This is a genomic window from Myxococcales bacterium (assembly GCA_016716835.1).
In the GTDB taxonomy this organism is placed as follows: Bacteria; Myxococcota_A; Polyangia; order Haliangiales; family Haliangiaceae; genus JADJUW01.
Genome location: JADJUW010000001.1, coordinates 368,960 through 395,621 on the forward strand (window position 1 = coordinate 368,960; position 26,662 = coordinate 395,621).

Consider the following 26,662-nt stretch of genomic DNA (forward strand, 5'->3'; position numbering starts at 1 on the left):
CTACTGCCCCGACGCGAGCTGAGCGGGGGAGAAGCCTGCTGGCAACAATTCCGCAACCGTCCATTGGCGACGCTCGCCCGCGGGATTGAACGCGACGACAATCGTTGCCGACGGGTCGGCGCAAAATTCGGCCAAGACCTGCCGACACATGCCGCACGGTGAAGAGGGCGGGTGGCTGTCCGTGATGACCGCGATCGCATCGATGTTGCGGTGGCCGCGCAGCACGGCCGCGGCAATGGCATTGCGCTCCGCGCACACGGCCAGGCCATAGCTCGCATTTTCTATATTCGCCCCGGTAAAGACCTCGCCGCCGGCCGCCAACGCGGCGCCGACGCGAAATCGGGAATAGGGCGCATAGGCGGCCTCCTGCGCCGATGTAGCCGCTTCTATAAGCGTCTCGATAAGTGGCGAGGTGGCGGCGGTTTTGCTCACAAGGCCTGCAGTATCCCCGGGCTAGCCAAATCTCGCAAGATTTCGTCCAACAGCCGACCAAAGCTCTGCTTGGCCTGCTGGGCGTTGGTGGTCACCTCGTGGTGCGTGAGCGGCGTGGGCGATAGTCCGGCCGCTTGGTTGGTGATGCACGAAATGCCAATGACCTTGGCGCCCATATGATTTGCGACGACGGTTTCCGGCACCGTCGACATGCCCGCGGCATCGGCGCCGATTGCCCGCAACATGCGGATTTCGGCCGGCGTTTCGTAGGCTGGCCCAGGCATGGCGGCGTAGACGCCGTCTTGCAACGTTATCCCGGCGCGACTCGCGGCGGTATGGGCGAGGGCACGCAGCGTGGGATGATACGCATAGGTCATATCGGGGAAGCGTGGGCCTAAGGTCTCGTCGTTCGGCCCGCGCAGCGCCTGGTCGCGCAGCATATCGATGTGGTCGTTGATCAGCATAAGCGTGCACGGTGGCCACTCGGCGCGAATGCCCCCAGCCGCGTTGGTCAGCACGAGCACGCGCGCGCCGAGATGCACCAGCAGGCGCGCAGGGTAGGCGACCTGCGCCGCCGAGTGGCCCTCGTACATGTGCACGCGGCCTTGCAGCGCGGCCACGGTCATCCCGTGGCGTTCTCCGATCACCAGCTTGCCGTGGTGCCCAGGCACCGTGCTGCTCGGCATATGTGGGATGTCACTAAAGGGAATCTTCGTCGGGCCCGCAAGAATGTCGGCAAAATCGCCCAGGCCCGAGCCAAGGATAATGCCAACCACGGGCTTGGCTGGGGTGTGGCGGGCGATGGCGGCCTTGCTTTCGTCAAGCGCGGCGCGGAGGTTGCTTGCAATAGTCATCGTATGGTCTCCAAGATGCGGCTGCCAGCCGCGGTTACGGGCTCGTCGACGATCGCGATCGCGGCGGCGACCTCGCCGCGCGCCGCGCTAGCCCGCTCGGCCTGTGAGGCATGGATGCGCGCCAGGACATCGCCCTTGCTAACGCGCTCACCGCGTTTGGCAAACACTTCAAGGCCGGCGGCTGGGTCGACGTGGTCTTCTTTGCGAACGCGACCTGCACCGAGCCGCAGCGAGAGTTGGGCCAGCGCCAGTGAATCGATGGGGGCGACAAAACCAGCGGCGGTCGCGACTACCTCGACCACGTGCGCCGCGCGCGGCAAGCGCTCCGGCTCGTCGCAGACGCGTGGATCGCCGCCTTGGGCCTCAATCACTTGCGCGAACCTCGCGAGCGCGGCGCCATTGTCGAGCACGCGTTCGAGTTGCTGCGCGCCATCCGCGGTGTCGCGGGCGCGGCCCGCAAGGCATAACATCTCCGCGCCGAGCGCGACGGTCAGCTCTCGCGTATCGGCGGGGCCCTTGCCGCGCAGCACCTCGAGCGCTTCGGCAACTTCAAGCGCGTTGCCGATGGTGGCGCCAATGGGTTCATTCATGTCGGTCAACATCACCGTGACGCGGCAACCCGCGGCGTGGCCAATGGCCTTGATCGTGAGCCCCAACGCGCGCGCGCTCGCTACATCAGCCATGAAGGCGCCGCGCCCCACCTTGCAATCGAGCACAAGGCCCGAGATGCCAGAGGCGAGTTTTTTGGACATGATCGATGACGCGATGAGCGGGATCGACTCGACCGTCGCCGTGACGTCGCGGATCGCATACAGGCGTCGATCGGCAGGCGCCAAGCGATCGGTCTGGCCGATGAGCGCGACGCCAAGCGACGCGACCTGGCGCTGAAACGTCTGAATGTCGAGGTTGACGCGAAAGCCGGGGATGGCCTCTAGCTTGTCCAGCGTGCCGCCCGTATGGCCCAGGCCGCGGCCCGAGATCATGGGTACGGCAACGCCACAGGCGGCCACCGCGGGTGCGAGTGGCAGCGAAATCTTATCGCCGACGCCGCCGGTGGAATGCTTGTCGATGGCCGGTCGATCAAGGGTTGGCCACGTCAGCACGTCGCCGGAGTGGGTCATCGCCTGCGCCCACACCGCGAGCTCCTCGTCAGCGAGGCCCTGAAAGTAGATTGCCATTAGCATCGCGGCCACTTGATAGTCGGCGATGGCATCCGTCGCGACGCCGTGGATAAAGGCCTTGATTTCTTCAGGCAACAGCGGCTGGCCGTCGCGCTTTTTCTTGATCAACGTGGGCACATGCATAGGGCTCGTCTTCACGGTTTCGCCGCGGCGGATACATCTTGTGCCAAGCGAAAGGTTACGTCGGGGCGGGGATCGTCGGGGACTTCTTTGCTGGTGAGCCCGCGTATAATGGTGCGACGAGGCGCTTCGGAAGCGACCCATTCCCACAGCATCCCGGGTGGTGCCGCGATCTTGTCGGCCGCGGCCGCTAGCTCGTCGCGTGTCGCCAGGCGCTTGCCTGAGGCCTCGGCGAACGCACGCGCTTGTGTGTAGGAAATGTTCGTCACGGGTTGCTCATCGGGTGCCGCAGGTGCATCCGCGACGACCGCGCGATAGGCCGCGGTTGTGACCGGTGCGACCTCGACGGCCACTTGCTTGCCGCCGACCGTGATGATGGTGCGGCTGCTAGCGAGTTCATCGATGGGCGCGTGGGCGGGCCGCGAGGCATAGGCCCATAGGCCCGATACGAAGACCGCGACGGAAAATACCGTCAGCGGCCAAATCCACCGCGGCCAACGGGGCGCAGCGACGTAAAGCGAATCCGCCGCCTCCGACCAGTCGCCGCTGGTGGCAGGCGCGGGCTGACGAAGGTTTTCCGTAGACGCCGCCATCGCCACGGGCGCTTTGGTGACGGGCGCAGGCGGGGTCGCAGTCGGGGACGCCGCAGCATAGCGCGTCGCCATGGCGTCTAGCGTTGCGATTAACTCATCGTAGCGCGGCCGTTCGGCGGGATCTTTCGCCATGAGCTGGCGGCATAGCGCTGCCAAGTCGGCGGGCACGTCGGGGCGATATTGCCGAGGGTCAGGCGCCGGGTCGCGCAGGTGGCGCGCGACCACCTTGAGATATTTATCCTCGGACGCAACGCCCGTGCGAAACGGCGGTCGTCCTGTGAGCAAGAAAAATAGCGTCCCGCCAAGCGCGTAAATATCGCAACGCTCATCAAGTGGCTCGCCACGCGCTTGCTCGGGCGCGATATAGTCGGGTGTGCCAACCACGACGCCCATGCCGGTCAGCGCGGGTTCGCGCCCCGGGTCTTTTGGCTTGGCAAGCCCGAAGTCGGTCACCTTGATCGAGCCATTGTGCAGCCGCACGAGATTGCTCGGCTTGACGTCGCGATGAATGATGCCGGCAGCCGAGGCCGCGGCCAGCCCCATCGCGGCATCGCGCGTCGCCGCGGCCGCCGCGCTGGCAGATAGGGGCCCGTGGCGTTCTACGTGCGTGCCGAGGTCAACGCCCGCTAGCAGCTCCATCGCGATGTACGGCAGATCGCCGTGCATCCCGGTCGCAAACACCGACACCACGTGCGGATGCGCGATCGCCGCGACGGCGCGGCCTTCGCGCAAAAAACGCGCGCGCAGCTCGGCGTTGTCGCGGTGCCTCGTGCTGAGCATCTTGACCGCCACTACGCGCGCCAGGCCGGTGTCGAGGGCCTCGAAGACTTCTCCCATGGAGCCCGATCCGAGAAATCGCTCGATGCGATAAGCACCCAGCATGGTCCCTGGTTCTAGCGCCGACATGGAGGCGGGAGCATACCTGGGGATGACGCCTCGGTGGGCCCTGATGGCGTTGAATTCGCCCGTCGCGCCTACTGATGCTCGGCGCGCGCCGACAGATTTTCAAAGCGCGTGTAGCGACCTTCGAAGTGCGTCTCGACGGTGCCGGTGGCGCCGTGACGGTTTTTGCCGAGGATGATTTCCGCGACGCCGCGAGCCTCAGAATCCTTGTTGTAGACCTCGTCGCGATAGATAAAGAGGATGACGTCGGCATCCTGCTCGATCGCGCCCGACTCGCGCAAGTCAGACAGCTGCGGCCGCTTATCGGTGCGATTCTCGAGGCTGCGGTTGAGCTGCGACAGCGCCAGCACTGGGCACCCTAGCTCCTTGGCGAGCTGCTTGAGGCCGCGCGAGATTTCGGAAATCTCCTGTTCGCGGCTGGCCTTGGCCGCTTGCGGCGAGCCGCGCATGAGCTGCAAGTAGTCGATGACGATGAGGCCCGCCTTGCGGTCGCCAAAGAGCTCGCGATTGGCGCGAAAACGCCGCGCCCGTGCGCGCAGCTCGCGCAGCGACAGCGCTGGCGTGTCGTCGATCAAAATGGGCGCCTTAGACAGCGTGTTGGCCGCATACGTCAAATTTGTCATGTCTTGGCGCTGTAACTGGCCACGCCGCAACGCCGACGAATCGACCCGCGCCTCGGAACACAGCATCCGTTCGGCGAGCTGCGACGACGACATTTCGAGCGAAAACACCAACACCGGCCAGCCGCCCGTGACGGCGCAGTTTTGCGCGATCGATAGCGCAAACGACGTCTTACCCATCGCCGGACGCGCCGCGAGGATGATGAGCTCGGTCGGCTGAAGGCCCGCCGTTTTTTGATCGAGGTCGGTAAAGCCTGTCGGCACGCCGGTGATGCCGTCGGCCTGCGCGAAGCGCTCGTCGAGCGAGCTAAACACCTTCTTGATCAGGCTCTTGATCGGCTCGGGGCCGCTCTTCTCTTGCCGTTGCGTCACCTCAAAGATCTTGGCCTCGGCCTCATCGAGATAGTCGCGAATGTCACCGAGGTCATCGTAGCCCTTGGCCGCGATTTCGCTCGACGCCAGCATCAGCCGGCGCGCTGCATGCTTGTCGCTAACGATCTCGGCGTAGTGCGCGACGTTGTCGGGCGTCGGCACGCGCATCGCCAGGTCGGACAAGAACGCCATGCCACCAATGGCCTCGAACTTGCCTGCCTTTTGCAGCTCCGCCTCGACCGTGACCACGTCGATGGGCTTGGCTGTGGCCTCGAGCACGCGCATCGCCTCGAACACGGCGCGATGCCGGGGGTCGTAAAAATCCTCGGAGGCTAGGTTCTCAAGGTGCAATAAGACGTCATTGCGCAGCAAGATGCCGCCCAAGACCGACGCTTCCGCGTCGAGGTTATGCGGCAGAACGCGGCGATTGTCTCCCATACCACGCTTAGCGGCGGTTTATTTTTCTTTGCCAACGACCCAGAACTTCAGGCTGGCGATGACGCCGGCGTTGAGCCGCACGGTGGTCTCGTACTTGCCAAGCGCCTTCACGGCGTCGTCGAGCTTCACCGCGCGATGGTCGACGTCGATGCCGGCCTTCTTGAGCTGCTCGCTAATGTCGCGGCTGGTGACCGAACCAAACATCTTGTCGCCTTCGCCGATGACGCGCTCAAATTGTAGCGTCATGCCGCCGATGCGCGTGGCCAAGTCTTGGGCGCCGGCGCGTTGGGTGGCGATGCGCTTTTCGATGGCGCGCTTGTTGTGTTCGAGTTGGTGCTTATTGCGCAGCGTGGCCGTGACGGCCATGCCTTGCGGGATAAGAAAGTTGCGGCCAAAACCAGTCTTGACGGCGACCAGATCGCCAGCCTTGCCGAGCTTGGAGACGTCTTGGGTAAGAATTAGTTGTAGTGCCATGACGGAGTCCTTGCCTTATTCGCCGCTGACGGAGAAGGGAAGCAGCGCCAGCATCCGCGCGCGGCGGATGGCAACTGCGAGGGAGCGTTGTTGCTTCGCCGACAGGCCGCTAAGCCGGCGCGGCACGATGCGGCCGCGATCGGTGATGTAGCGCTTGAGCAACGCGGGGTTCTTGTAGTCGATAGGCTCTTCGATTTTCGCCAGCTTGCGCGTCTTGTTGCCACGGCCGCCTTTGCCGCCCATGCGCTTGTCGTCGCCGTCGAGGTCGTCTGAAACTTCTGGATTAGCCATGACTTACTCCTTGCTTTCCGAGGCGTCGCTTGGCGCGCCAGCGGCTGCTTCGTTTTCGTCTTCTTCTTCGTCGTCGCCGTCGTCGGCATCGGCCGCGCCCGCGTCAGCGCCGCGCGACAGAAACATGTCTTCTTCATCGGCCGCGGTCTGCGCGGCGCGATCGAACGAGGTGTCGTCAATTTCGCTTGGCCGTGCGGTGGTCACCACGTCGACGTCGACCTTGATGGTTTGGTAGCGGAGCACGACGTCGAGCATGCGCAGGTTGCGCTCGGCTTCTTCGACGACGCCGGATTGCGCGAGGTAGACCCAGTGCAGGTAAATGCCTTTGCGCTCTTTCTTGATTTCATAGGCGAGGCGGCGTTTGCCCCAGTTGTCGACCTTGAGGATCTTGCCGCCCATGCCTTCGATGACGCCCTTGACGCGGGTGTTGACGTCGGCAACGACATCGTTGGAGGCGTTGCCTCGCAGGATGTAAATGGTTTCGTATTCTCGGGATGTATTGGGTGCGTCTAATAAACTCTTAAGCTGTGGCATGTCTGACCTCTCGGGAAATTGCCAAGCCACGGGGACTCAGCGAGGGAAGGGAGGGACTATCACACGGCCTAGCCCTGATCAATGGTGCGCTCCGGCGAATTGCGGTGCTGCCTAACTACTTAGAACCCTTGCCACTATTGAATTGGTTCATCGCCGCGGCGGGGCCACTTTTGACGGTCATCGCCACGGCGGCGGCGGCGTCCTTCACCGACTGGCCGACGGCCTGCGTTAGCTCAGGCGCAAAGCCTCCTAGCACCCAGCTCGCAACCTCGCCGCCCCTGACGGGGGGGCGGCCAATGCCAACGCGAATGCGGGCGAAGTCGGGCGTGCCCAATTGCTCAAGCAGGGAGCGCAGTCCGTTGTGGCCACCGTGCCCCCCGCCTAGCTTGACGCGGGTCGTGCCGGGCTCGAGGTCAAGCTCGTCGTGGATAATCACGATGTGGTCCGGCGCCACGCCATGGAATTTGGCGACGCGCTGCACCGCAAAGCCGCTGAGGTTCATAAACTCCATCGGCTTGAGCAGGCACACCTTGGTGCCATGTATTTGGCCGAGGCTAACGTCGCCACCGAACTTGCTGGGCTTAAACGGCGCAAACCCAAAGCCCGCGGCAAGCTCGTCGGCAACGCGGAAGCCAATGTTGTGGCGCGTGTGCTCGTACTTTGCCCCGGGGTTGCCAAGGCCTACGACGAGCCACATCGCAAGGGCCAACTATTTCTTGGCGGGCGCTTTGGCCGGAGCCGCAGCAGCTGGTGCGGCGGTCTTGGCACCGGCGGCGGCTGGAGCGCCTGGTTTGGCTGCGGCAGCCGCGGCTTTCGGATCCACGGCGGCAACTTCGGTCGCGGCGACAACGGTTTCGGCCTTGTCGGCGGTTGGCGCGGCGCAGGTAACAATTGCCTGCTCAAGGCCCGTCAGCGCGTGCACGCCCTTTGGCATTTGAACGTGTGAAACGTGAAGCACGTCGCCCAGATCGAGCTCAGTGACGTCGATGGTAAACTTGACGGGAATGTCCGCTGGCTTGGCTTTGACGTCGAGCGCGCGAATCAAGATCCGCAACTGGCCGCCTTCGATGGCGCCTTTCGGTTTGCCGACGTACTCGATAGGTACTTCCGCCGAAACTTCTTTGGTTGGGTCGATCGCAAGCAGGTCGACGTGGGTGATTTCGCGCCGGGTGGCGTGAATTTGATAATCTTTAACCAGGGCCGACAGCGTCGTCGATGGCTTACCCTCCGTCGTGACGGTAAGGTCGATGACGGTATTTTGCTTGCGGATAGGGTCGAGCGACGCCTTAAGCGCCTTGACGTCTACCGTGATCGGGAACGGCTCCATCGGACCATTTGAGGTCGCGCCGTAACACACGCCCGGGACCAGGCCCTGCGCACGCAACTTGTGGGCCGATCCTTTTCCAAGGGTCGGGCGACGTTGAACTGTTAGCTTTCCTACTTCCATGACGGCCTCTTCTACTAGCAAATACGACGTTAGATAAATAGCGAACTGATGGAATCGCCGTGGTGGATACGCTTAATGGCCTCGCCAAGCAAGCGCCCCACTGAGCGGACTTTCACCTTGCTGCACTGGCTGCCCGCCTCGGAGAGCGGAATTGTATTGGTTACCACGACATGCGCCAGCGGGGAGTCGGTGATGCGCGCAATTGCCTTTGAGGAAAATACGGCGTGCGAGGCGCAGGCCGCGACGGAGGAGGCCCCCGCCTCCATAATGGCCGAGGCCGCATTGGTCAGGGTGCCCGCCGTATCGATGATGTCGTCGACGATAATGGTCTTTTTGCCCTTAACGTCGCCAACAATATTCATAACTTCGGAGACATTGGCGGCTGAACGGCGTTTATCAATAATGGCGAGGCTAGCCCCCAGCCGCTTGGAAAACGCGCGCGCGCGCTCGACGCCGCCGGCATCCGGGGACACGACGACGGTGTTTTCACCGCCGTATCCCAACGTGCGGAGTTCTTCGATGAGCACGGGCATCGCGAAGAGGTGGTCAAACGGGATGTCAAAGAAGCCCTGGATTTGGCCTGGCGTGCAGGTCCATCGCGAGTGCCCGGTCGGCACCGGCGGCGGTGATAAGGTTGGCTGCCAGCTTGGCGGTGATGGGCGTACGCGGTTTGGCCTTACGGTCTTGCCGCGCGTAGCCAAAATACGGGATGATCGCAACGATTGTGCCGGCCGAGGCGCGCCGTAGGGCGTCGATCATGATGAGCAGTTCCATCAGCGACTGATTCACCGGGGTGCACGTAGGCTGCACTACGAAGCAGTTGACGCCGCGGACATTCTCGCCGATTTCGACATAGATTTCGCCGTCCGCAAAATGCGTGACGTCGGCCCTTCCGAGGGGGATTTCCACGGCGCGCGACACTTCTTCGGCCAGCGCCTTGTTGGCATTGCCTGTGAAAATGGAAAGAGATTTGAGCACCGCAACCTCGCTTTGGTCGCGGTGTACACGCTTTGGCCTGCTGCCGTCAACGGCACAAAAAAAAGCACACGCGGCGCGTGTGCTTTTGCAGTCGTGGCCAAAGGCCTATTGCGGCGAGGTGCCTACGGAGCTGGCGTCGGAGCCGGCGCTGGTGCCGGAGCTGGCTCAGGAGCTGCCTCGACCTTGATTAGGTCGGAAAGCAACTTGAACTCAACGCGGCGATTTTGCGCCTTGCCAGCCTTCTTGGCGTTGTCGGCGATTGGCTTGTCTTGGCCATAGCCGCGGGCAACCAGCGCGGTTTCCGCAACGCCCTTGCTGATCAGGTAGGTCCGCACGGCATCCGCGCGAGCTTGTGACAGCGTGAGATTGGCAGCCGCATCGCCAACGTTGTCGGTGTGGCCTTGGACTTCCAGCTTGAGCTCGGGGTTGGCAATCAGCAGCTTCGCCGCGGCGTCGAGCGTCTTGTTCGAGCTCTTGAGGATAACGGCCTCGCCGGTCTTGAAGTTAATGCCCTTGATGACACCCGTAAAGCGGCGGACCGCGGCTGGGATTTGGTCAGGGCAGCCATCGGCGTCTTGGTAGCCGTTGGCGGTTTCCGACTCGGCTGGGCACTTGTCGGAGAGGTCGTAAACGCCATCGCCATCGGTGTCACGCGTTGCGTCTGGACAGCCGTCTTCGTCTTCAAAGCCGTTCTTGTCTTCCGCGTCGGTCGCGCACTTGTCGGCGCCGTCGAGGATGCCATCGCCATCGTTGTCTGGATCCGGGCAGCCATCGGTGTCTTCGAAGCCATCGACGTCTTCCGCGTCGGTGACGCACTTGTCGGTGGCGTCGGCAATGCCGTCGCTGTCCGTGTCTTTCGCGCCGTCAGGGCAGCCATCTTCGTCTTCGAAGCCATTCATGTCTTCCGCTTCGTCGACGCACTTGTCGTCGCCATCGGCGATGCCATCGCCGTCGGTGTCGAGCACTTTCTTCTCTGGTGCAAATTTGCCTTCTTTGCGGCCGAACTCTTTGTAAATCGAGACCAGGCCTTCGTAGTCCATGCCCCATTTGTCTTTGTCTGGGTCGGACGCTGGACGGCTCGACGGCACCACCATGGCGCGCGCGTCAAGGCGGAGGCCCCAGCCGCGATCAAGGCGAACCTTGAAGCCGGCGCCGGCATAAACCGTGGAGTCAATTTCCGCGCTGTCGCCTTCCATGTCTTGAATGATGGTCGTGTTGTCCGACTTCACAATGTGGTTGAGACCGCCACCGAGGAGCACGAACGGAATAAAGCGCTTGTTGGGGTCTTCGGCGCCAAATTGTGCGACGACATTGAGGCGATAGCTGGCAACCCATACATCAAATACTTGCTCAAGCGATTCGGTTGGAATCACGCCGCCTTCGACTTCAACCCCGAGCATGTCGGAGAAGTAGTAGCCGATGCGAAGCCCGAAAAACGCCGAATTGGATACCGACGTGGCATCCTCGTCGTCTGCGACGCCTAGCTCGTTGTTGACACTAAAGAAGTGCGGGCCAGCAGTAATACCAACTTCGACGTTCGCCGAGGCGGTCGAAGTCGTACCAGCTGCGCCCATGGCCGTTATAACGGCGGCGATGGTTGCGGTACGGCAGATGAGTTTCTTCACGATGGATGTCCTTTCATAAAAACAGATACTTCGGTAACCAAAGCAGCCGGAGCCCCCGGCATATTTGTTGAGGTCATAGCCACATTCAATTGCCGAGGCCAGTGCTTCCGGCCACTTAATAGCGACGAGACGGGATCCCGTTTGAGTGAGTTTAATTCAGCCGCGTTTCTTGCCAGCGAAATAATCCGGATCAACCGTCAGGGTTTCGGCGAGTCGATCGATCCGCGCATGCGCGGTGCCCCGTTGCTTGCGATAGCGCATTGCAAACGCTTCGGGCAGCGCGAGATTTGCCGGGAGGTAGAGCGTCGCGCAGGCCGGGCCACCGCCAGCCTTGCCAAAAAGTTCGTGCAAAGCTACTTCGATAAGCGCAAGGCCTGCCTCATCGCGCATGGCCGCAATGAACTCATCGCTGGCGCCGCGCGGCGTGAGCAGGCCGTTGCGCACTTGTCGCGAGTTCGCGGCGTAGGCAATTTGGGCATCTTGCTGGGAGATTGGGATGATGGCGTTGCCCAGCGCGAGCGCGACGATGTCGCTATAGCCGCGATAGAGGCCGCCGCCGTAATGCGCAAGTTTCGGCGCGCCCGCGCGCGGGCGCACGCCGAAGTGCACGGTGTCGCCGTGAAAATGCGGATAGACGAGCTCGGCGTAAATGCGCGCGGACGTCGGCACGCCAGCGGCGTCGGCCGCAAAGGTTACGCCCTCGAGGCTCGATCGCGGACTCTTAGCCTGCAGCCCTTCATCGTAGTGCCCAGGCACGGCGTAGGTGAGGACCACGTGCTCGCCGACCACCGCGACGTCGGCCATGCCCTCCCAGCGATAAGGCGTCTGCACCAGCGTTAGCTCATAGCGGCCGGCGGCGGCGATGGCGCCGAGCATGGCCTCATAGTACGGGCGCTCGCTACGGCGATGCGCGAGCATGTGCGGCATCACGGCGCGTAGCTGCCGATCGGCGATGGTCACCCACGGCCCGTTGGCGGTGAACACGCGGCCGGTCTCGATGGCCGCCAGGTTGCCGAGGATTTCGCTCGAGCCCTGCGGTGAGATCTCGCCATCGCCATTTACGTGCAGCGCGGGGATATCGAGAAAGGGGTCGTCCGCGGGCTCAAACGCAAACAGCGCATCGCCGCCGCATGCAACGATGCCGTCGCAGATGGCGAGCCATTCGCGGTAGGCCTCGCGCGGGCTATACCGCAGGTGCGGCACTTCGGACTTGTAGTTTGCCCCGGCCTTGTTGCAAGTAACTGGCACCGGCGGCCGCGTCACGAGCAGCTCGCCATAGACATGGGGCAGCGGATTGCGCGTCATCGCGAGGCTCCTGGGCCGCGGTTGGTGCCGATGTTGACGACCGCGTCGACCCAGGCCGGGGCGCTATTGAGCGATGGTACCAGCTGCAGCTCTTCGCCGCCGCGCGCGATAAATTGTTCGCGCGCGCGCAGCGCGATCTCCTCGAGAGTTTCCAGGCAGTCGGCGACGAACGCGGGGCAGAACACCAACAAGCGCTTGCAGCCGCTGGCGGCTAATTCATCCAGCCTAGCATCGGTGTACGGCTTAATCCACGGCGTGCGCCCAAGGCGAGATTGGAACGAAATCGAGTAGCGATCCGGTGTCAGCGCGAGCCGCTCGGCGATGCCACGCGCCGTCGCGAAGCTCTGCGCGCGATAACAATCGCGATTGGCCTCGCCGATGGCGTCGCAGCACGAGTCCATGGCGAGGCAATGGTTTCGGCCTGGGTCGCTCTTAATAATGTGCCGCTCCGGCAGGCCATGAAACGAAAACAGCACGTGGTCGGGGCGAAACGACGCCAGCGGCGCGGCGCCGACGTCGGCAAAGGCTGCCAGGAAATCTGGGTGGTCGTAGAACGCGGGGATGAGGGTCAGCGGCGGTACATTCCACATGGTGCTCGCCTGCGCCATTACCTCCTGATAGGCCGTGCCCGTAGATGATGAGGCATATTGTGGAAAGAGCGGCAGCACGGAAATGTCGCGACAGCCAGCGTCAACCAGGCGTGCCAGCGCGTGCGCAATCGATGGCTTGCCATACCTCATGCCGAGCTCAATGCGCCACGTCTCGCCGAGCCTAGCCTGAACCTGCCGCGCCAAATCTTGGGTGTGATAGAGCAGGGGCGAGCCTCGGGCCGGATCCCAGATCGTGCGATAGGCGTGCGCGCTCTTGGGCGAGCGGAAGGGCAGGATAATGAGGTTTAGCAGCAGCGCGCGCGCCACCGGGTTGATGTCGAGCACGCGTGGATCGGAGAGGAATTGGCGCAGGTAGCGACGCACAGCAGCGGTAGTGGGGGCATCGGGCGTACCGAGATTAAGGAGAAGAAGGCCGCGCATGGTGCTGCTTGCGTTGTCGCGCCGTCTACAAATAATAGTGAAACTGCAGCAGCGCAAGATAATCGGGGTTGTCCACGCCCAGGCCCTCCACCTGCGCGCGCCCGGTGAAATGCAGCTCGTAGTGCGCCTTGAAGAACCATTGGATATTGAACTCGGCCGCGCCGCGTGAGTTGGCGCGCAACATTACGTCGGGGTCCCAGCCGTGGAGCACGGCGCTTAGCATCCAGCCCGGCAATAGCAGCTTGGTCGCGGAGAGATACATGCTGAGCTGGGCGTTGGTTTGCTCGTCGGCGACGAATTGCTCGACGCCCACATTGAGCTCATGCAGAAAAAGCACCCGGCTCTCGGGCAGCCACCACTTTTGCACCGTGCCCAGCGTGGCACGCCGGCGGTCGTCATCATAAACGCTAGCGCTTGCTTGCGCGGCCCATGCATACGTCGAGGCCGCGTTGCGACGTTCATAGTAGCCGGTGGCGCCGTAGGCGGATGCAAGCCCGAGAGATTTGGTGGGCGAGGGCGCGAAGAGCTGCGCGTGCCATTCGCGCTGGCCCGCGATGCGTCCAACCGCGATCGCGTACGGCTCCTGCGCCAGCGACATGTCGAGATAGCGGCGCACCATCGCGGTATGATCCTGCGTGCGCACCCCGAAGACGGGAAAGAAACGGCCAGCGCGCGCGTAGTGCCCGGACTCGTCCCAACTGTACTGCAGGTAGTGCTCACGCGAGCCGAGGCGGCCAAGCACGCCATCGTCGGGTTCGCGCGCGTTGGCTCGTAGGCCCGCCGCCGCATAAAGCGCGAAGCCTCGGCCGATCGCCGCATGAACGTAGAGGTCGCCTTGCATGGGAAAAATGAGCAGCTCGGTGTCGGCGTCGCCGCCGCTGGTGCTTGGCGTTTGCTGGCGCACGGCCGTGGCAAAGCGCGCGTCAAAGCCGAGCGAGAGGGCCGCTGGTGGGGTCCAGGCGCCGAGCAGAAACGCGCCGTTGCCGCCGGGGCTGATCGTGCTGCCGCTCTCGTCGCGGCCATACATGTTAATGAGGCCACCGCCGCCTGGCGAAAAATGGCATTGGACGCATGTATCGGCGCCGGTGCTAAATTGAAACTGGGGATAGGCCAGCGCCGGCGACGCAAGCGCCAGGTACGCCGTCGTCGCAAGAACGCCGAGCGCCTTGCAGCCGCGCGCCGTTAGTTGCATAGCGCACCTTCGGTGATCCATCGTTCAACCAGGGCAAGCTCCTCGTCTGGGAGCGCAATGTCGGGGGGCATGCGGTCGCCGCCGGTGCTGCGCATGATGCTCAGGATGGCGCTGCGCTCGGGGTCGCCTGGATTGACGTAAAGGCTCGGGTCCTCCTCGCCGCACCTAACGCCGGTCAGCGACAGGTAGGCGGCCGCCTGGTCACTTAGGTCGATGTCCTCGATCGCTTGGCTCGATGAATGGCAACTGGCAGTGGCGCATCCAGGCGCTAGGATGGCGCTGTGGACGTAGCCAAACGAGGCGGGGCGGTCTAGTTGAGAATCGCACCCCATCAGCCAAAGCACCGCGGCGGGTATCATGGCGCTCGCGGTGCGCCGCCATGGCGAGATGTTCGAACGCTCGGCAGACACGGCCATGGCGGGGACCTTACCCTACGAGAGCCAGCTCGGCCGGTCGGGGAGCGTGCAGTTTATGTGGAAAATTCGGCGAAGGCGCGATCCTGTTCGAGCTTTGGCGTGGCGGCGCGTAGTTGCCACCGGTGTTATGTAAGTTATTGAAATTACGTATAAAACAGATTTGCGAAAGCCGATCTGCGGCATTGGCGGCGTGGGCGATTGGGTGCATGCTTTCGCAATGGCACTCGCCGCCACGTTGCCCCAACGCTTGGGACTTAAAGATGGTCAACGCGTTGCGCTGCTACGTGCGCCGTTGCGCATCGAACATCGCTTGGAGCGCAACGAAACCATCCTGCTCTCGACGTCTCTGCGCGCGCCATCGATCAACGTGGTCGTTTTATTTGTCGAGCGACTCAGCGAACTCGAGCGCCGATTTGTCGACGTGGTGGCAAAGATGACGCCTGACACGACCTTTTGGGTGGCGTGGAAAAAACATGGTTCCAAGGCGACGGGCATCTCGAGCGACGTGGTTCGTCGAATTGGTCGTGCCGGTGGCCTAGTAGACAATAAAAATTGCGTGCTCGATGGCGGGTGGCATGGCATGCGCTTGGTCGTTCGCGAAGAAAATCGCGCCGCGATTGCCTATCGATGTGAGCCCAAGCCGGCGGTCCGGCGCACCAAGCGCGCGCCCTAGGCTACGGGCGCTGGGGACGCAATAGCGTGGACACGCCGCCGCACCTACGGTAGGCCTTACGCGTGAAGCTCGCGCATTGCTCGGATCTGCATCTGCTTTCGCATCAAGGCGCGAAGTGGTTTCAGTTTGCCAATAAGCGCTGGCTGGGTGCGATGAACCTACTGAGCAACCGCTCGCGCCATTATCACACCGAGGCCTTCGTCGACATGGTCGCCGACATCAACGCGCAGGGCGTCGATCATGTGCTGTGCACGGGCGACGTGACCAATCTTGCCTTTCGTCAAGAGTTTGAGTTTGCGCGGCAACGCTTTGACGGCTTTACGCTGCCGACGTCGTCGATCACCGTGCTGCCCGGAAATCACGATGCTTATGTCCCCGAAGGGGTCGCACACTTTGCGGAGGTGTTCGCGCCGTTCATCACCAGCACTCATGGGTACCAACCGAGCCCGTCACCTGCAGGCGTAACGGCGGGCCCTGCGGCTGAGGCGGCGGCGGCGAACTGGCCGCTCGTAAGAATCGCGGGCCATGTCGCCATCGTCGGCTTGTGCACGAGCCAGGCGACGCCTTGGTTCACCGCGCATGGCACGATCGGGCGGGCGCAACTGTTGCGCGTCGATGAGGTGCTGACGAACTTGCGGCGCCAGGGGCTACGCGTCGTCGTCGGGTTACATCATCCGCCGGCCGGCCGCCGAGCGGCAAATCGCATCCGTGGCCTGCGCGATGCGGCCGCCTTTGCCGCGGTCGTTGCGCGCCACGAGGTTGCGCTTATTTTGCACGGCCATGAGCATCGAGATCTGCGGGAGGTTTTGCCAGGAAGCGGGGCCCCGGTACCAGTCCTCGGCGTACCTTCGGGGACCTACGGTGCCACCGACCCAACGCGCACCGCGAGGTATCGGCTGATCGAGATTGGTGCCGATGGGGAGATCCGCCATCGGCTTCGTGTTTGGCATCGAACTCGCAGATGTTTTGAGTACGATGACCATTTCTCGGCGTAACCCTCGTAACTCGTTGAAGTTTCGCGAAAGCTTGTGTGACAGCCATGTGTCAGGTGTCAGCTTTTCACCACCGAGGCGTCTAACTATTGAACTTGACAATGGTTTAGCGACTGCGTTAGACGGTGCCAGGCTGGCGCGGCCCCGGGCTGCAACAGCGCAACGACATAGGTGCTCCATATGAGTGTTGTAACTAAGCCCAAACACCCACCCCTCGACCCGATTGCCTTGCCAACTACGCGGCAACCCGGAGTAGGTGAACCGAATTTAGAAGTCCTAGGTACGCGTCGCAGCAGCGTCGATGGCGCCCACGTTACCGCAAAGGACGACGCCCACGTCATGCGGCCGTGGCCGTGCGCGCCCGGCGACACGATTATCGTCGACCATGCGCTCGATTGCATCGTCACTGACGTCTTTGGCAAATCGTATATCGATTTTACCTCGGGCTACTTCGTCAACAATGCCGGGCACTGCCACCCCAACATTGTGGCCGCTGTGACCGAGCAGATGACCAAGGTATTTCAAACCTCCGGCAAGTTCGGCTCGGTGGCTGCCGTGCGCCTTGCGGAGCGCTTGATGTCGCTGGTGCCAGGCAACCTCGGCAAGGTATTTTTCTCGACCGGCGGCTCGGAGGCCAACGAATTCGCGCTCAAGATTGCGCGTCAGGCCACCGGCAAGCCCACCGTCGCCTACTTGGAAAATGGCTATCACGGGCTGACGCTCGGCGCGCTTGAGGTGACGGCGAACGATAAATATCGCGCCACCGCCGGCAAGCCCATCGTCCAGCACGCTTACGGCTTGCCCATTCCGTATCCGTATCGAGCGGGGCTTGCCGGCGCACATGGCGGCATGACCGAGGAGGAGAGCCTGGCGGCCATCGAGCAGTTGCTGCGCAGCCGGCCAGATACCGCCGCGATTATCGCCGAGCCGATTCAGGCCGTAGGCGGCATGGCGCCGTCTAAGGCTTGGTGGGATGGCATCGAGCGTCTGCGCCGCGAGCTTGGGGTGCTCCTCATTCTCGATGAGGTTCAGACCGGCATGGGACGCACGGGTAAGATGTTTGCGCTAGAGCATTACGGCCTTACACCCGACATCATAACGGCGGGCAAGGGCATCTCGGGTGGCGTGGGATCGCTTGGCGCGACCTTTGCGACGGATGCGTTGGTAGCGACATTTTTTGGTGGCACGACGCCGACCTCGGGCGGCAACGCGATTTCGGCGGCCGCGGGTTTGGCCCTGATCGAAACCATCATTGAAGACGGCATGATCGAGAACGCGGCGGCGATGGGCCGCTATTTCACCGAAAGGGCCTACGGGCTCGATGATCCGTGGATCGGCGACGTGCGCTTTACCGGCCTGCTCGGCGGCATCGAGCTCGTCGCGGATCGCAGCACGAAGGCGGTGCTCGGCAAGCCGGCGGTTGCCATGGTCAAGGACCTGCTGCAGGAGCGCGGTATGTTGATCACGGTTTCTGGCATGCACGGCAATTATTTGCGGCTGCAACCGCCGTTGTCGGTGACCACGGCGCATCTCGACCGCTTTATCGCGGCGCTGGCGGAGTCGCTACGGGAGGCGCGCAAACGGCTGGAGTCGGCATGAACCTGTTTGCGCTGCGCTCGTCGTTCGATAAGATTTCGCGGCCGTTTATCTCAAGGATCGGCGCCTTGCCCGTGAGCGCCAACCAGTGGACCGCGCTTGGGGCGGTGCTTGGCCTTACCGGTGGCGTCGTGTTCTTTTACGGCTATTGGTGGGCCGGCCTCGCGCTGCTCTTGGTGCGCGGTATTATCGACCACGTCGACGGCTATGTGGCGCGAAATTACAATCAGCGCTCGATCTTTGGCGCGGTGATGGATGATGTGTGCGACCGCTGGGTGCTCGGCGTGATGTATGCCGGCGGCTGTCTCAACGTGAGCTACGACTATCCCCACGTGCTGATTTTGCTCGGCTTCGGCATTACGGGCGCGCTGACCAATGTAATCATCAAGCTCTCTATTTATGCGGAGGCAGGGCACGACCTGTCGCGGGCTACCGGCAAGATGGGGCATCCAATTGACGTCGTGGGCGTCTTTGGCTCGGCCGAGTTTATCGTCTTCTTCGGCGCCGGGGCGTTGTTTACGGCGCTGCTGCACGACACCCGCGCGATGGTGGCAGGGATATGGGCGGTGGTCCTGATGTCACACATCTCGCTGTTTCAGCGCATCGCCTTTGCCTGGCGGCGCTACCGATTTGTCGATCCACAGGCCGCGCACAACGCGCGCGAGGCTGCCCGCGCCGGTTTGCCACAAAACGATGACGGCTCGCTTGCATCTAGCGGGCCGGCCAAGCAAATCTAGCGCATGGCGGCAACGGCAGCTTCTGAGGCACCGACGCGGGTGGTCTCGAACCTCAACCCCGCCAACGCAATTACCGCTTCGCGCTTTTTGACCCTGCCCGTATTTTGGTGGGCCGTGGGGCGCGGCGAGCAACAGCTGGCCATTCTGACCGTCGCCGTTTGCGCGCTGCTCGATGTGTTTGACGGCATTGTCGCGCGGGTGTTTCATTATCAAACGCCGTTTGGCGAGGTGTTTGACGGCCTCGCCGATGGCTTTTGTTATGCGTTTTTCATGGTGACCGTCGCCTGGTTTGGCCTCGCGCCGCCGGCTGCCGTCGCCATCATCATCGCGGTTGGCCTGCTAAACTTGGCAATGCGCGTGGCGTACGCCAAGCGCCTCGGACGCACCGCCAACTACAGGTCGTTTGCGATGGAACGGCTGGTCGGCTTTGCCGCCTTTCTCACGCCGTTCGCGGTGGTGGAGTGGTCGGTCGCCTTTTACTTTTGGGCCTATGCCATCATCAACGTCGTGGTCGTGGTGCGCGATGCCAAGCGTATGCTGTTTGATCCGGTGCCGCAGCCTCAGGAGGCGGCGCCATGAATCTGGTCTCGCCATCAATCTTTCACGCCTTCAGCGTCACCATGGTGCTCGGGGCGTGCGGCTTCTTTTTTGTGCTCGATTCGGTGCGCTTGGTAAGGGCGCTGCGTTCACCGCATTCGCCAGAGGTCTCTGATCGCGTATTTGGCGCGCTCGTCGGCATCGCATGCGCGGTGGTTGGCGTGCTCGGCATGTACCTGCGCACATAGCCGTAAGCGGCGCCATACTATTTTGATAGCGCGATCGATTCGTGGTGCGCCAACACGTGGACGCGGTGACGGCTGGGGTCGGCGACCTGTAAAAGCCGCGCCTTGGGCATATGCGCTGGGCTGAGGCGCAAGTTAACGGTGCCCCAATGGATCGGAATCATTGCGCGCGCGCCCAGCCGCTCGTAAATCGCGACGGCGGCATCTGGATCGATATGGATGCCTCGATCGAGCGACGCCTTTCGCCAACGATAGTAGGCCACCGGCAACAGGCCGCCAATCGGCAGAAGCGTGGCGGCCAAGGCGTGCCGTTTACCAATCTCATCAAAAATGGAGAAATCGGAAAAATCGACGTCGCCGGCGTGGTGGACGCGCACGTCGCCGGAGGTGGCGACGTAGCCGACACAGCTCGGCAGCTGCGATTTGCGCCAGCGACCTTGGTCGTGCGCCGTCGCGACGGCCGTGACGTGAAAGTCGCCAAATTCTAGCTCGTCGCCGACCTGGGCTTCGACAACCTCGCGAAACCCGAGGTCTGTGACAATGTGGCGTGCCCCATACGGCACGACCAGTGGCACGTCGCGAGGCAGCGCCTTAAGGGTGTAGCGATTGAGATGGTCGACGTGCGCATGAGTAATGAGGACCGCGCTAGGCGCGCCGCCCTGCAATGCGCGGCGACGCCCGAGTGGGTCGATGAGCAGCCGCGTCGAAGGCGAGCTGATCGCCGCGGAAGCATGTCCGAGCCACGTAACCGCGACATCGTTGCTAGCCGGCGCGCCCATGCATCTGCTATATCACACCGACTGTCTTGCTGACCGCATTTGTCATAGGCGCCATCTTGGGGGCCGTTACCGGCATTCCGATTGGCCCGGTCAATGTCGCGGTTATCGATGCCGCGTATCGCCATACCTTGCGGCTCGCCCTCGCCGTGGCCTTCGGTGGGGCGCTCGCCGACGCAGCCTACGCGTTGCTGGGCATTGCGGTGGTTGGGCCGTTGCTCAAGCAGCACCCGGTGTTGCCGGCGATTCTCTTCGGCATTTCCGGCGCGGTCTTGATCGTCTATGGCTTTGTCACGAGTCGCTCACGGCCGCAAGATCCGCCGCCCGGCGCCGCGCGCGACGTCGCGTCCGCCAAGGAAGTATGGTCGGGCATCATCTTGGGCGCCTCGCTCATCCTCATGAACCCTGGGGCCTTGGTGACGTGGGTCTTTATCGTAGGCTCCTACCTCGTGGACATCACCGCAGCAGAGGGGTATGCGGCAAGCTTCGGCGTCTTCATAGGGAGCTTTTCGTGGTTTACATTGGTCGCGTATCTGACTCACCGCGGCCGCCACGTGCTCGGCGATAAAATGGCGTGGATCCCGCGCGTCGTTGGCTGGCTGCTCATGGGCTACGGCGTGTACTCGCTGTGGCGCTGCGTAAAATATTTTCTAGTTTGATTCGATGACGCCGAGCAGCTCGCCGATCGAGCGCTCAAGGCGGGCCGCAAGGTCGTGAGGCACGCCGGGGTGGACCGCGAGCAGCGACGCCAAACGGCGTGCGGCGTTGGCAAGCACGCGGGTCGCCGCGGCGTCCTTGTCCGTGGCTTCTACCGGAAAGGCGACCTCTTTGTAGCGGCGCGAAAGCAGCGGCGCCTCGACGCCTTCATCAAAGGCCTCGACGTGCATTTGCTGCAAGGTTTGGCGATCGGCCGCGCCGTGTTCGGTGGCCTTGGCGACGAAGGCCACGGTTGCCAGCGATGGAATGTTACCGAGCTGCGCTTGCGAGGCGTGCTGACTGCGCGAAAGCACCCGCGGCGCCGCCGTCTCTAAGAAACGATAGCTGCCGAGGAGCTTGGCGACGGTGGCGGTGCGCAGGTGCAACTCGCGGCGGCAATACGCGTCGAAATCGTCAAAGCCCCAGCCGCGCCAAAGCTGCTGGCTCTGGACCCGGGCAAGCTCGCGGGCGAGTTCGAGCCAGGTTTGCTTAAAGGCGCGGGCCGTCGCGATGACGCGAGCACGGCCGGGATCGCCGGCAACCGCCTGCTGGCGTTCGGCAAGCTGACGTTCGGTCTTAGTCAGAATCTTCTCGCCCACATGCCTTGGGTACTAAACCGATCTGACAGGGGCGTCGCCGGTCGGCGCGGATTCCATAGGTTTCAGGCAGTTGGAAGTTGACCGGGCCGATTCCGGCGAGTGGCCTGAATCTTTTCGGGCCGCCCCACGTTATACTTATGAGCACGACCATGTCTGATCGAAACAACGGCTCCAAAACGGCGGCCATCGGTAGCTTGGGTACGCCGGCGGCGGTCGCGCCGCCATCGTCGGCCGAGCGAATCGGCACCGGCCCAACCGTTGCCGCGTCGGCTGGGCCGTTCGCCGTGGGTTCAGCGGGGACGTCAAATCCCGGGGCGTCGCAGTCACTCGCCGCGCCGCCACAGGGGCCAAGCCTGGTTGGCGAAGTGCTCGATGGGCGCTACCGCCTAATTCGCAAGCTGGGCGAAGGCGGCATGGGCGAGGTCTACGCCGCAGAACACGTGCACATTGAGAAGCGCCTAGCCATCAAGCTGCTGCGCCCCGAGATTGTTTCAAACCAAGAAGCGGTCAATCGGTTTCGCCAAGAGGCGCGCTCGGCCTCGTCGATCGGCCACGAAAACATCATCGCGATCGAAGATTTCGGCCAGATTTCAGACGGCCGCATTTATTTGGCGATGGAGCTGCTCGACGGTCAGCCGCTGTCGGACATGTTGCCCAGCCTCGCCGCCGATCCGGTGCGCGCGCTGGCAATTCTCATCCAAACCGGGCATGGGCTCGCGGCGGCGCATGCCAAGGGCATCATCCATCGCGACATGAAACCGGAGAACGTCTTTGTTACCCGTCTCAGCGACGGCCGCGACGTGCCCAAGCTCCTGGATTTCGGCATCGCCAAGGTGTCGGGCAATGATGGCAGCAACAATTTAACCCGCACCGGCACCATCTTTGGCACGCCATATTACATGGCGCCCGAGCAAGCGCTCGGCCAGCAAGTCGACGGACGCACGGACGTCTATGCGATGGGTGTCATTTTGTATGAGGTGTTTGCGGGGTCGTTGCCTTTTGGTGGCGAGTCATTCATGGGCGTGCTGACCCAACACATTACGGCGATGCCCGAGCCGATTGCGCAACGCGCGGCTTCGGCGGGCCGCATGCTGCTGCCCGGCATCGCCGATATCGTTGCCAAGGCGATGCACAAAGAGCCAGCGCAGCGCTTCGCGACCATGAATGACATGGTCGCGGCGATGGTGGCGGTTTATCGCAACGTCTCCGGCCCTGGCATGAGCGCGCACATCATGAGCGCGCAGGGCATGGCAGGCGCAAGCCTACAAGGCGCACCGGGGGCGGCTGCGATGTCGGGCGCACTTGGTCTGCAGCCGATGTCGGTTGCCGCGGTGGCCGCGCCGGCCGCGCGCGATCCGCGCGCCGCGGGTTTCGCGCCAGCCCTCTCGCAGCAACAAGCGCCAACCGGGCCGAGCGCCGCCAGCGCAAATTATGTCGCCGCCGACGATGATGTGTTTTCGCCCAAGCCGCGCCGGCGCTCGAGCGCGTGGGTGGTTGTGGCCCTGCTCGTCATCGCGGCGGGCACGGGCGTTTGGTACACGCAGTTTGGACCAGGCGCAACGGAATCGACGAGCGCGGTCGCCGCGATCGAGCCAGCGCCGGTGGATAAGGTGGTCGTGGACAAGCCGCCCGTCGTTGCGCCGCCCGTAACACCGCCCACGGTGCCTGTGGTGACGCCGCCCGTAGAAGATGTGACACCCATCGAGGATATCAAGCCGACCGTACCGCCGATGCTGATCAGCGTAAAACCAGTTGGGGTTACCGCGGATGTAATGTCAGCCGACGGTGAAACCCTCTTGGGCCAAACGCCGTTTGACGCGCCCGTGCGTGCCGAGGCCTATTCGGTGATCTTGCGCGCGGATGGCTATAAAGACGCGGACGTCGTTGTCAGGGAAGGCATGGCGAAAAAATCTGTCAAGCTCGTCAAGCAAAAGCGCGCGGGTGGCGGTCCGGTCATCAAGCCGCCGCGAGTGGATCCGAACTCGCAAAACAGCGTCAAGCCGCCGCCGGAGCTAACCGCCGCAGAAAAACGGCGTCAGATTTGCGAAAAAAACCCAAGCGACTCGCGTTGTGATTTGGAATAGGTCGCGGCCACCAACCGCGGTGATGGCGTGGGTTGCCGCGTTGCTCGGCTGCGCCGGCGGCTGTGTCGACCGCGCGGTGCCGAGCCTTAGCGGCGCGCCACGCAACGATGCCGATGGCCTCGCCTCGCTGCCCACCGCCTTGCATGGCGAGGTTGGCAACGTGGTGGCGATGCGCGGTCGCAGCGAGGCGACCACCGACGTCGTGCCCGGGCAAGTGGTCGCGTTGCGCTACGGCTTTGTCGTAAACGTAGCGGCGCCGCAGGTTGTGCCGCAGCTGGCGCTTGTCGGCGACGCCGGCACGGCGGACTATGTACCGATTGCAAGCGCGACACTTCGCGTCGACGTGCCGCCTCACCAGTGGCGAGCCGGAGACGCCATCGTCGATGATTTGTTAATCGCGATCCCAAGCGATTGGAGTTCGCGCACGGCGACGCTGACGTGGGGCTTAGTCTCGCGCGTGGCCGGTGAGCGCGGGCGGCTGTTGTCGGTGACCGGCGGCGAAACGCACGGTGGCTCGCTCGTGCTCGCGCGCTGGCAGGTCGAGGCCTCCGCCCGCGTGCCGCGCGGCGTGACGCCGCTTGCCTTCGTCGCGCAGGCGCCGATGATCGATGGCCGCGACGAGGAGCCTGCGTGGGCAAGCGCTCCAGCGGTAAATTTTTCCACCGCCGAAGACAGCCCGGCGCCGAGCGGCCCGACCAGCGCCAAGTTGCTGTGGGACCACGACAACCTTTACGTGTTCGTAGACGTCAAGGATGTCGACATCTCGACGCCATTTCGCCAGCGAGACGAGTCGCTGTGGCAAGCGGACGTCGTCGAGGTCTTTATCGATACCGATCAAAACCAACGCGATTATGTTGAGCTGCAGATTAGCCCCGCGGGCGTGATGTTTGACAGCCATTTTCCCGGCGGCCGCACCGACACGAGCACGCCTGCGTGGAACTCGGCGATGCAGGCGGCGGTGATGGTCGATGGCACCTTAAATCAAGGCGGCGATCAGGATCGCGGCTATCGCGTCGAGGTGGCCATCCCGTGGCGCGACGTCAAGGCGAGCGCGCCTGCCTTTGTCGCAACGGCCGGCGCGCAGCTCGCGCTCAACGTGGTGCGCGTTGATCACGTGGCCGGTAAGCCAGCCGCTGCCTCGTGGCGCCGCATATCGTATCGCGACTTTCACGGCCTCGATCGGCTGTTGCCCGTGGTGTTGATGTCGCCGTAGCGAAGCGCCATGGTACATTCAACGGCTATGGCCTCTTGGGTGCGATTGGCCGCCGTGCTTGGCGGCGTTTGTCTAGCTTGTACGGCGCCATCGGGCCCGCCCGCGCCGCGATCGGTGGGTGCGGTGCCGAGTTGGCGAAGCGAAGGGCAGGCCCCCGCGCGCGCCACGGGGACCGCGGCCGTTGACTACGCCGCGCTGGTGGCAGCGCCGATGGCCGCAACCCATTACAACGCCGCGACGCGACCAGCCCCGCTCGATTCGCCCGTGCACCGCGAGGTCGCGGCGCGTGTGGCGGCGCTCGCCGCGCGCGAGCGGCTGACGGCGCCCGAGCGAGACGGCCGCCTAGATTGGGCGCTGACGTCGCTGGCCGCGGCGTTGCCCGAAGGCGGGATGCTGCCCAATGCGGTGGTCGAATTTGCCATGCGGCGCCACGGCATCGTCGAGCCGTCACCGACCTTGCTGATCTTGTGGGGGCCGCCGCACGACGTCGAGGGACTAGGTCAGCAGCTCGAAAGCAGCTTAGCGGAAATGGTAAAGGCGGGTGACGCGCTGGCGTCCGGCGTCGGCCTGGCCGCCAAAGGCGACGTCGCGGCGATCATCATCGGCATCATGCCGCGCGAGGTCGCGTTGGCGCCGGTGCCACGTGCGCTAGAGCGCGGTGGCGCGTTCGTGCTCGAGGGCGCGCTTGCCTCGCACCTGCACACGCCGCAGGTGGTGGTGACGCACGATGACGGCAGCATCGTGCGCTACCCTGCCGGGCGTGGGCCAACGTTTGCCGCCACGGTGCCTTGTGGGACCCGGGTCGGCCAGCAGCAGCTCGAGGTCACCGCCGATGGTCGGCAAGGTGCTACCGTGGTGGCAAATTTTCCGGTTTGGTGCGGCGTCAGCGCGCCGACGACGATGGCGCCTGTGGCCGTGCGCGGCGAACCGCTCTATGGCGATCTCGCCGAGGCTGAGGCGGCGATGCTTGAGCTGGTCAATGCGGATCGCAAAGCCGCGTCGCTTGCGCCCCTGCTATCCGATCCGAGGTTAGTCGAAATTGGCCGCGCGCATAGTCGCGACATGAAGGCCAGCGGCGTGGTCGCGCACAAGTCCGCGGCAACCGGCGATGCCAGCGACCGCGTCAAGCGCGCGGGCGTGCTGACCTCAACCATCCTTGAAAACGTGGCGCGCGCGGTTGGCATTGCTGAGGCGCACGAGGCGCTCATGAATAGCCCAGGGCACCGTGCCAACCTCATGTCGACTACGGCGACGCATGTCGGCATCGGCATTGAGTTTGGCGAGGTCATCGGAGGTCTGCGCGAGGTCTATGTCACGCAGGTGTTTATCCTCATTCCGCCCAAGGCCGATCGCGCGGCGCTGATCGCACGCATCGAGCGCGACCTGGCTGGGCGGCGGCTGGTGCGCGACGGCGAGCTCGCCGGCGTTGCGCAGCGGCTTGCGACCGAGCTTGCGGCAGGCAAATCAACGCAGGCTGCTAGCGCCTTGCTCGATACCTTGATGCCAAGTTTAGCGCCGCGTTTCCGCAGCGTCGGTAGCGCGATCGCGGCGACGGCATCGCCAGAGACGCTGGATCTTGCGGCGCTCGCCAAAGGCGCCGCGGGACCCTTGGTCGGCGTTGGCATCGCTCAGGGGCGGCATGCCGAATTGGGCGAAAACACCGTCTGGGTGGTCCTGCTCTACGGCGTATCGCGCTAACGCGACCCGC

At 63.5% G+C, this 26,662-nt stretch carries 27 protein-coding genes and 1 pseudogene; 10 read left to right on the forward strand and 18 right to left on the reverse strand.

Annotated features, from left to right (window positions below):
* From cdd to IPL79_01630, 16 genes and pseudogenes are all read right to left on the reverse strand, one after another.
* Complete coding sequence (cdd, locus tag IPL79_01555) at positions 1 to 432, reverse strand: cytidine deaminase (GenBank protein ID MBK9069686.1); 432 nt, start codon at positions 430 to 432, stop codon at positions 1 to 3.
* Positions 429 to 1,286 carry a purine-nucleoside phosphorylase gene (locus IPL79_01560; GenBank protein ID MBK9069687.1) on the reverse strand — a complete coding sequence of 286 codons (858 nt, stop codon included), beginning with the start codon at positions 1,284 to 1,286 and terminating at the stop codon, positions 429 to 431. Before IPL79_01560 ends, cdd begins: the two co-directional genes overlap by 4 nt.
* Positions 1,283 to 2,590, reverse strand: coding sequence for a thymidine phosphorylase (locus IPL79_01565; GenBank protein MBK9069688.1), 1,308 nt, complete (start codon positions 2,588 to 2,590; stop codon positions 1,283 to 1,285). The genes IPL79_01560 and IPL79_01565 overlap by 4 nt, the downstream gene beginning before the upstream one ends.
* Before the next feature lie 11 nt (positions 2,591 to 2,601).
* Positions 2,602 to 4,086, reverse strand: coding sequence for a serine/threonine protein kinase (locus IPL79_01570; GenBank protein ID MBK9069689.1), 1,485 nt, complete (start codon positions 4,084 to 4,086; stop codon positions 2,602 to 2,604).
* Between the two features lie 68 nt (positions 4,087 to 4,154).
* Positions 4,155 to 5,513 carry a replicative DNA helicase gene (gene dnaB / locus IPL79_01575; GenBank protein MBK9069690.1) on the reverse strand — a complete coding sequence of 453 codons (1,359 nt, stop codon included), beginning with the start codon at positions 5,511 to 5,513 and terminating at the stop codon, positions 4,155 to 4,157.
* Positions 5,514 to 5,531: 18 nt separating this feature from the next.
* Positions 5,532 to 5,987: a 50S ribosomal protein L9 gene (locus tag IPL79_01580; protein MBK9069691.1), complete on the reverse strand. Its 456-nt coding sequence runs from the start codon at positions 5,985 to 5,987 to the stop codon at positions 5,532 to 5,534.
* 15 nt (positions 5,988 to 6,002) lie between these two features.
* Positions 6,003 to 6,230, reverse strand: a complete 228-nt coding sequence (locus IPL79_01585; protein MBK9069692.1) for a 30S ribosomal protein S18 — start codon at positions 6,228 to 6,230, stop codon at positions 6,003 to 6,005.
* A gap of 51 nt (positions 6,231 to 6,281) precedes the next feature.
* A complete protein-coding gene (gene rpsF, locus IPL79_01590; GenBank protein MBK9069693.1) occupies positions 6,282 to 6,812 on the reverse strand; it encodes a 30S ribosomal protein S6 in 531 nt (176 codons plus the stop codon).
* Positions 6,813 to 6,927: 115 nt separating this feature from the next.
* The gene (locus IPL79_01595; GenBank protein ID MBK9069694.1) at positions 6,928 to 7,509 is read right to left on the reverse strand and encodes an aminoacyl-tRNA hydrolase; all 582 of its coding nucleotides are present in this window, start codon (positions 7,507 to 7,509) and stop codon (positions 6,928 to 6,930) included.
* Positions 7,510 to 7,521: 12 nt separating this feature from the next.
* Positions 7,522 to 8,259 (reverse strand): 50S ribosomal protein L25, encoded by a 738-nt coding sequence (locus IPL79_01600; GenBank protein MBK9069695.1) that lies wholly within the window; start codon positions 8,257 to 8,259, stop codon positions 7,522 to 7,524.
* A gap of 29 nt (positions 8,260 to 8,288) precedes the next feature.
* A pseudogene (locus IPL79_01605) lies at positions 8,289 to 9,237 on the reverse strand (ribose-phosphate pyrophosphokinase).
* Positions 9,238 to 9,359: 122 nt separating this feature from the next.
* Entirely contained in the window at positions 9,360 to 10,862 is a 1,503-nt protein-coding gene (locus IPL79_01610; protein ID MBK9069696.1) for an OmpA family protein, read from the reverse strand.
* A gap of 156 nt (positions 10,863 to 11,018) precedes the next feature.
* Positions 11,019 to 12,167, reverse strand: coding sequence for a hypothetical protein (locus tag IPL79_01615; GenBank protein MBK9069697.1), 1,149 nt, complete (start codon positions 12,165 to 12,167; stop codon positions 11,019 to 11,021).
* Positions 12,164 to 13,198, reverse strand: coding sequence for a ferrochelatase (hemH, locus tag IPL79_01620; protein MBK9069698.1), 1,035 nt, complete (start codon positions 13,196 to 13,198; stop codon positions 12,164 to 12,166). Before hemH ends, IPL79_01615 begins: the two co-directional genes overlap by 4 nt.
* 25 nt (positions 13,199 to 13,223) lie before the next feature.
* Complete coding sequence (locus tag IPL79_01625) at positions 13,224 to 14,390, reverse strand: hypothetical protein (protein MBK9069699.1); 1,167 nt, start codon at positions 14,388 to 14,390, stop codon at positions 13,224 to 13,226.
* Complete coding sequence (locus IPL79_01630; GenBank protein ID MBK9069700.1) at positions 14,381 to 14,806, reverse strand: hypothetical protein; 426 nt, start codon at positions 14,804 to 14,806, stop codon at positions 14,381 to 14,383. The genes IPL79_01625 and IPL79_01630 overlap by 10 nt, the downstream gene beginning before the upstream one ends.
* A 217-nt stretch (positions 14,807 to 15,023) precedes the next feature.
* On the opposite strand from IPL79_01630, the gene IPL79_01635 reads away from it, so the two are divergent.
* From IPL79_01635 to IPL79_01660, 6 genes are all read left to right on the forward strand, one after another.
* Complete coding sequence (locus IPL79_01635) at positions 15,024 to 15,479, forward strand: DUF3052 family protein (GenBank protein MBK9069701.1); 456 nt, start codon at positions 15,024 to 15,026, stop codon at positions 15,477 to 15,479.
* Positions 15,480 to 15,541: 62 nt separating this feature from the next.
* Entirely contained in the window at positions 15,542 to 16,474 is a 933-nt protein-coding gene (locus tag IPL79_01640; protein MBK9069702.1) for a metallophosphoesterase, read from the forward strand.
* A 177-nt stretch (positions 16,475 to 16,651) separates the two neighbouring features.
* Complete coding sequence (locus IPL79_01645; protein MBK9069703.1) at positions 16,652 to 18,070, forward strand: aspartate aminotransferase family protein; 1,419 nt, start codon at positions 16,652 to 16,654, stop codon at positions 18,068 to 18,070.
* Positions 18,067 to 18,804: a CDP-alcohol phosphatidyltransferase family protein gene (locus IPL79_01650; protein ID MBK9069704.1), complete on the forward strand. Its 738-nt coding sequence runs from the start codon at positions 18,067 to 18,069 to the stop codon at positions 18,802 to 18,804. The genes IPL79_01645 and IPL79_01650 overlap by 4 nt, the downstream gene beginning before the upstream one ends.
* A gap of 3 nt (positions 18,805 to 18,807) precedes the next feature.
* Positions 18,808 to 19,383 (forward strand): CDP-alcohol phosphatidyltransferase family protein, encoded by a 576-nt coding sequence (locus IPL79_01655; protein MBK9069705.1) that lies wholly within the window; start codon positions 18,808 to 18,810, stop codon positions 19,381 to 19,383.
* On the forward strand, positions 19,380 to 19,589 hold the full coding sequence (locus IPL79_01660; protein ID MBK9069706.1) for a hypothetical protein: 210 nt from the start codon (positions 19,380 to 19,382) through the stop codon (positions 19,587 to 19,589). Before IPL79_01655 ends, IPL79_01660 begins: the two co-directional genes overlap by 4 nt.
* A gap of 17 nt (positions 19,590 to 19,606) precedes the next feature.
* Here IPL79_01660 and IPL79_01665 read toward each other — a convergent pair whose 3' ends face one another.
* Positions 19,607 to 20,365: an MBL fold metallo-hydrolase gene (locus tag IPL79_01665; protein ID MBK9069707.1), complete on the reverse strand. Its 759-nt coding sequence runs from the start codon at positions 20,363 to 20,365 to the stop codon at positions 19,607 to 19,609.
* Between the two features lie 26 nt (positions 20,366 to 20,391).
* On the opposite strand from IPL79_01665, the gene IPL79_01670 reads away from it, so the two are divergent.
* Entirely contained in the window at positions 20,392 to 21,021 is a 630-nt protein-coding gene (locus IPL79_01670) for a LysE family transporter (GenBank protein MBK9069708.1), read from the forward strand.
* On the opposite strand, the gene IPL79_01675 is transcribed toward IPL79_01670, so the two are convergent.
* The gene (locus IPL79_01675; GenBank protein MBK9069709.1) at positions 21,013 to 21,657 is read right to left on the reverse strand and encodes a hypothetical protein; all 645 of its coding nucleotides are present in this window, start codon (positions 21,655 to 21,657) and stop codon (positions 21,013 to 21,015) included. The two genes, IPL79_01670 and IPL79_01675, sit on opposite strands and share 9 nt — an antisense overlap.
* A gap of 149 nt (positions 21,658 to 21,806) precedes the next feature.
* Here IPL79_01675 and IPL79_01680 point away from each other — a divergent pair, with 149 nt between their 5' ends.
* From IPL79_01680 to IPL79_01690, 3 genes are read left to right on the forward strand one after another with little or no spacing between them, the layout of a single operon-like run.
* Positions 21,807 to 23,741, forward strand: coding sequence for a serine/threonine protein kinase (locus IPL79_01680; GenBank protein MBK9069710.1), 1,935 nt, complete (start codon positions 21,807 to 21,809; stop codon positions 23,739 to 23,741).
* 22 nt (positions 23,742 to 23,763) lie between these two features.
* On the forward strand, positions 23,764 to 24,954 hold the full coding sequence (locus tag IPL79_01685) for a carbohydrate-binding family 9-like protein (GenBank protein ID MBK9069711.1): 1,191 nt from the start codon (positions 23,764 to 23,766) through the stop codon (positions 24,952 to 24,954).
* A 27-nt stretch (positions 24,955 to 24,981) separates the two neighbouring features.
* A complete protein-coding gene (locus IPL79_01690) occupies positions 24,982 to 26,652 on the forward strand; it encodes a hypothetical protein (GenBank protein MBK9069712.1) in 1,671 nt (556 codons plus the stop codon).
* Positions 26,653 to 26,662: the final 10 nt, after the last annotated feature.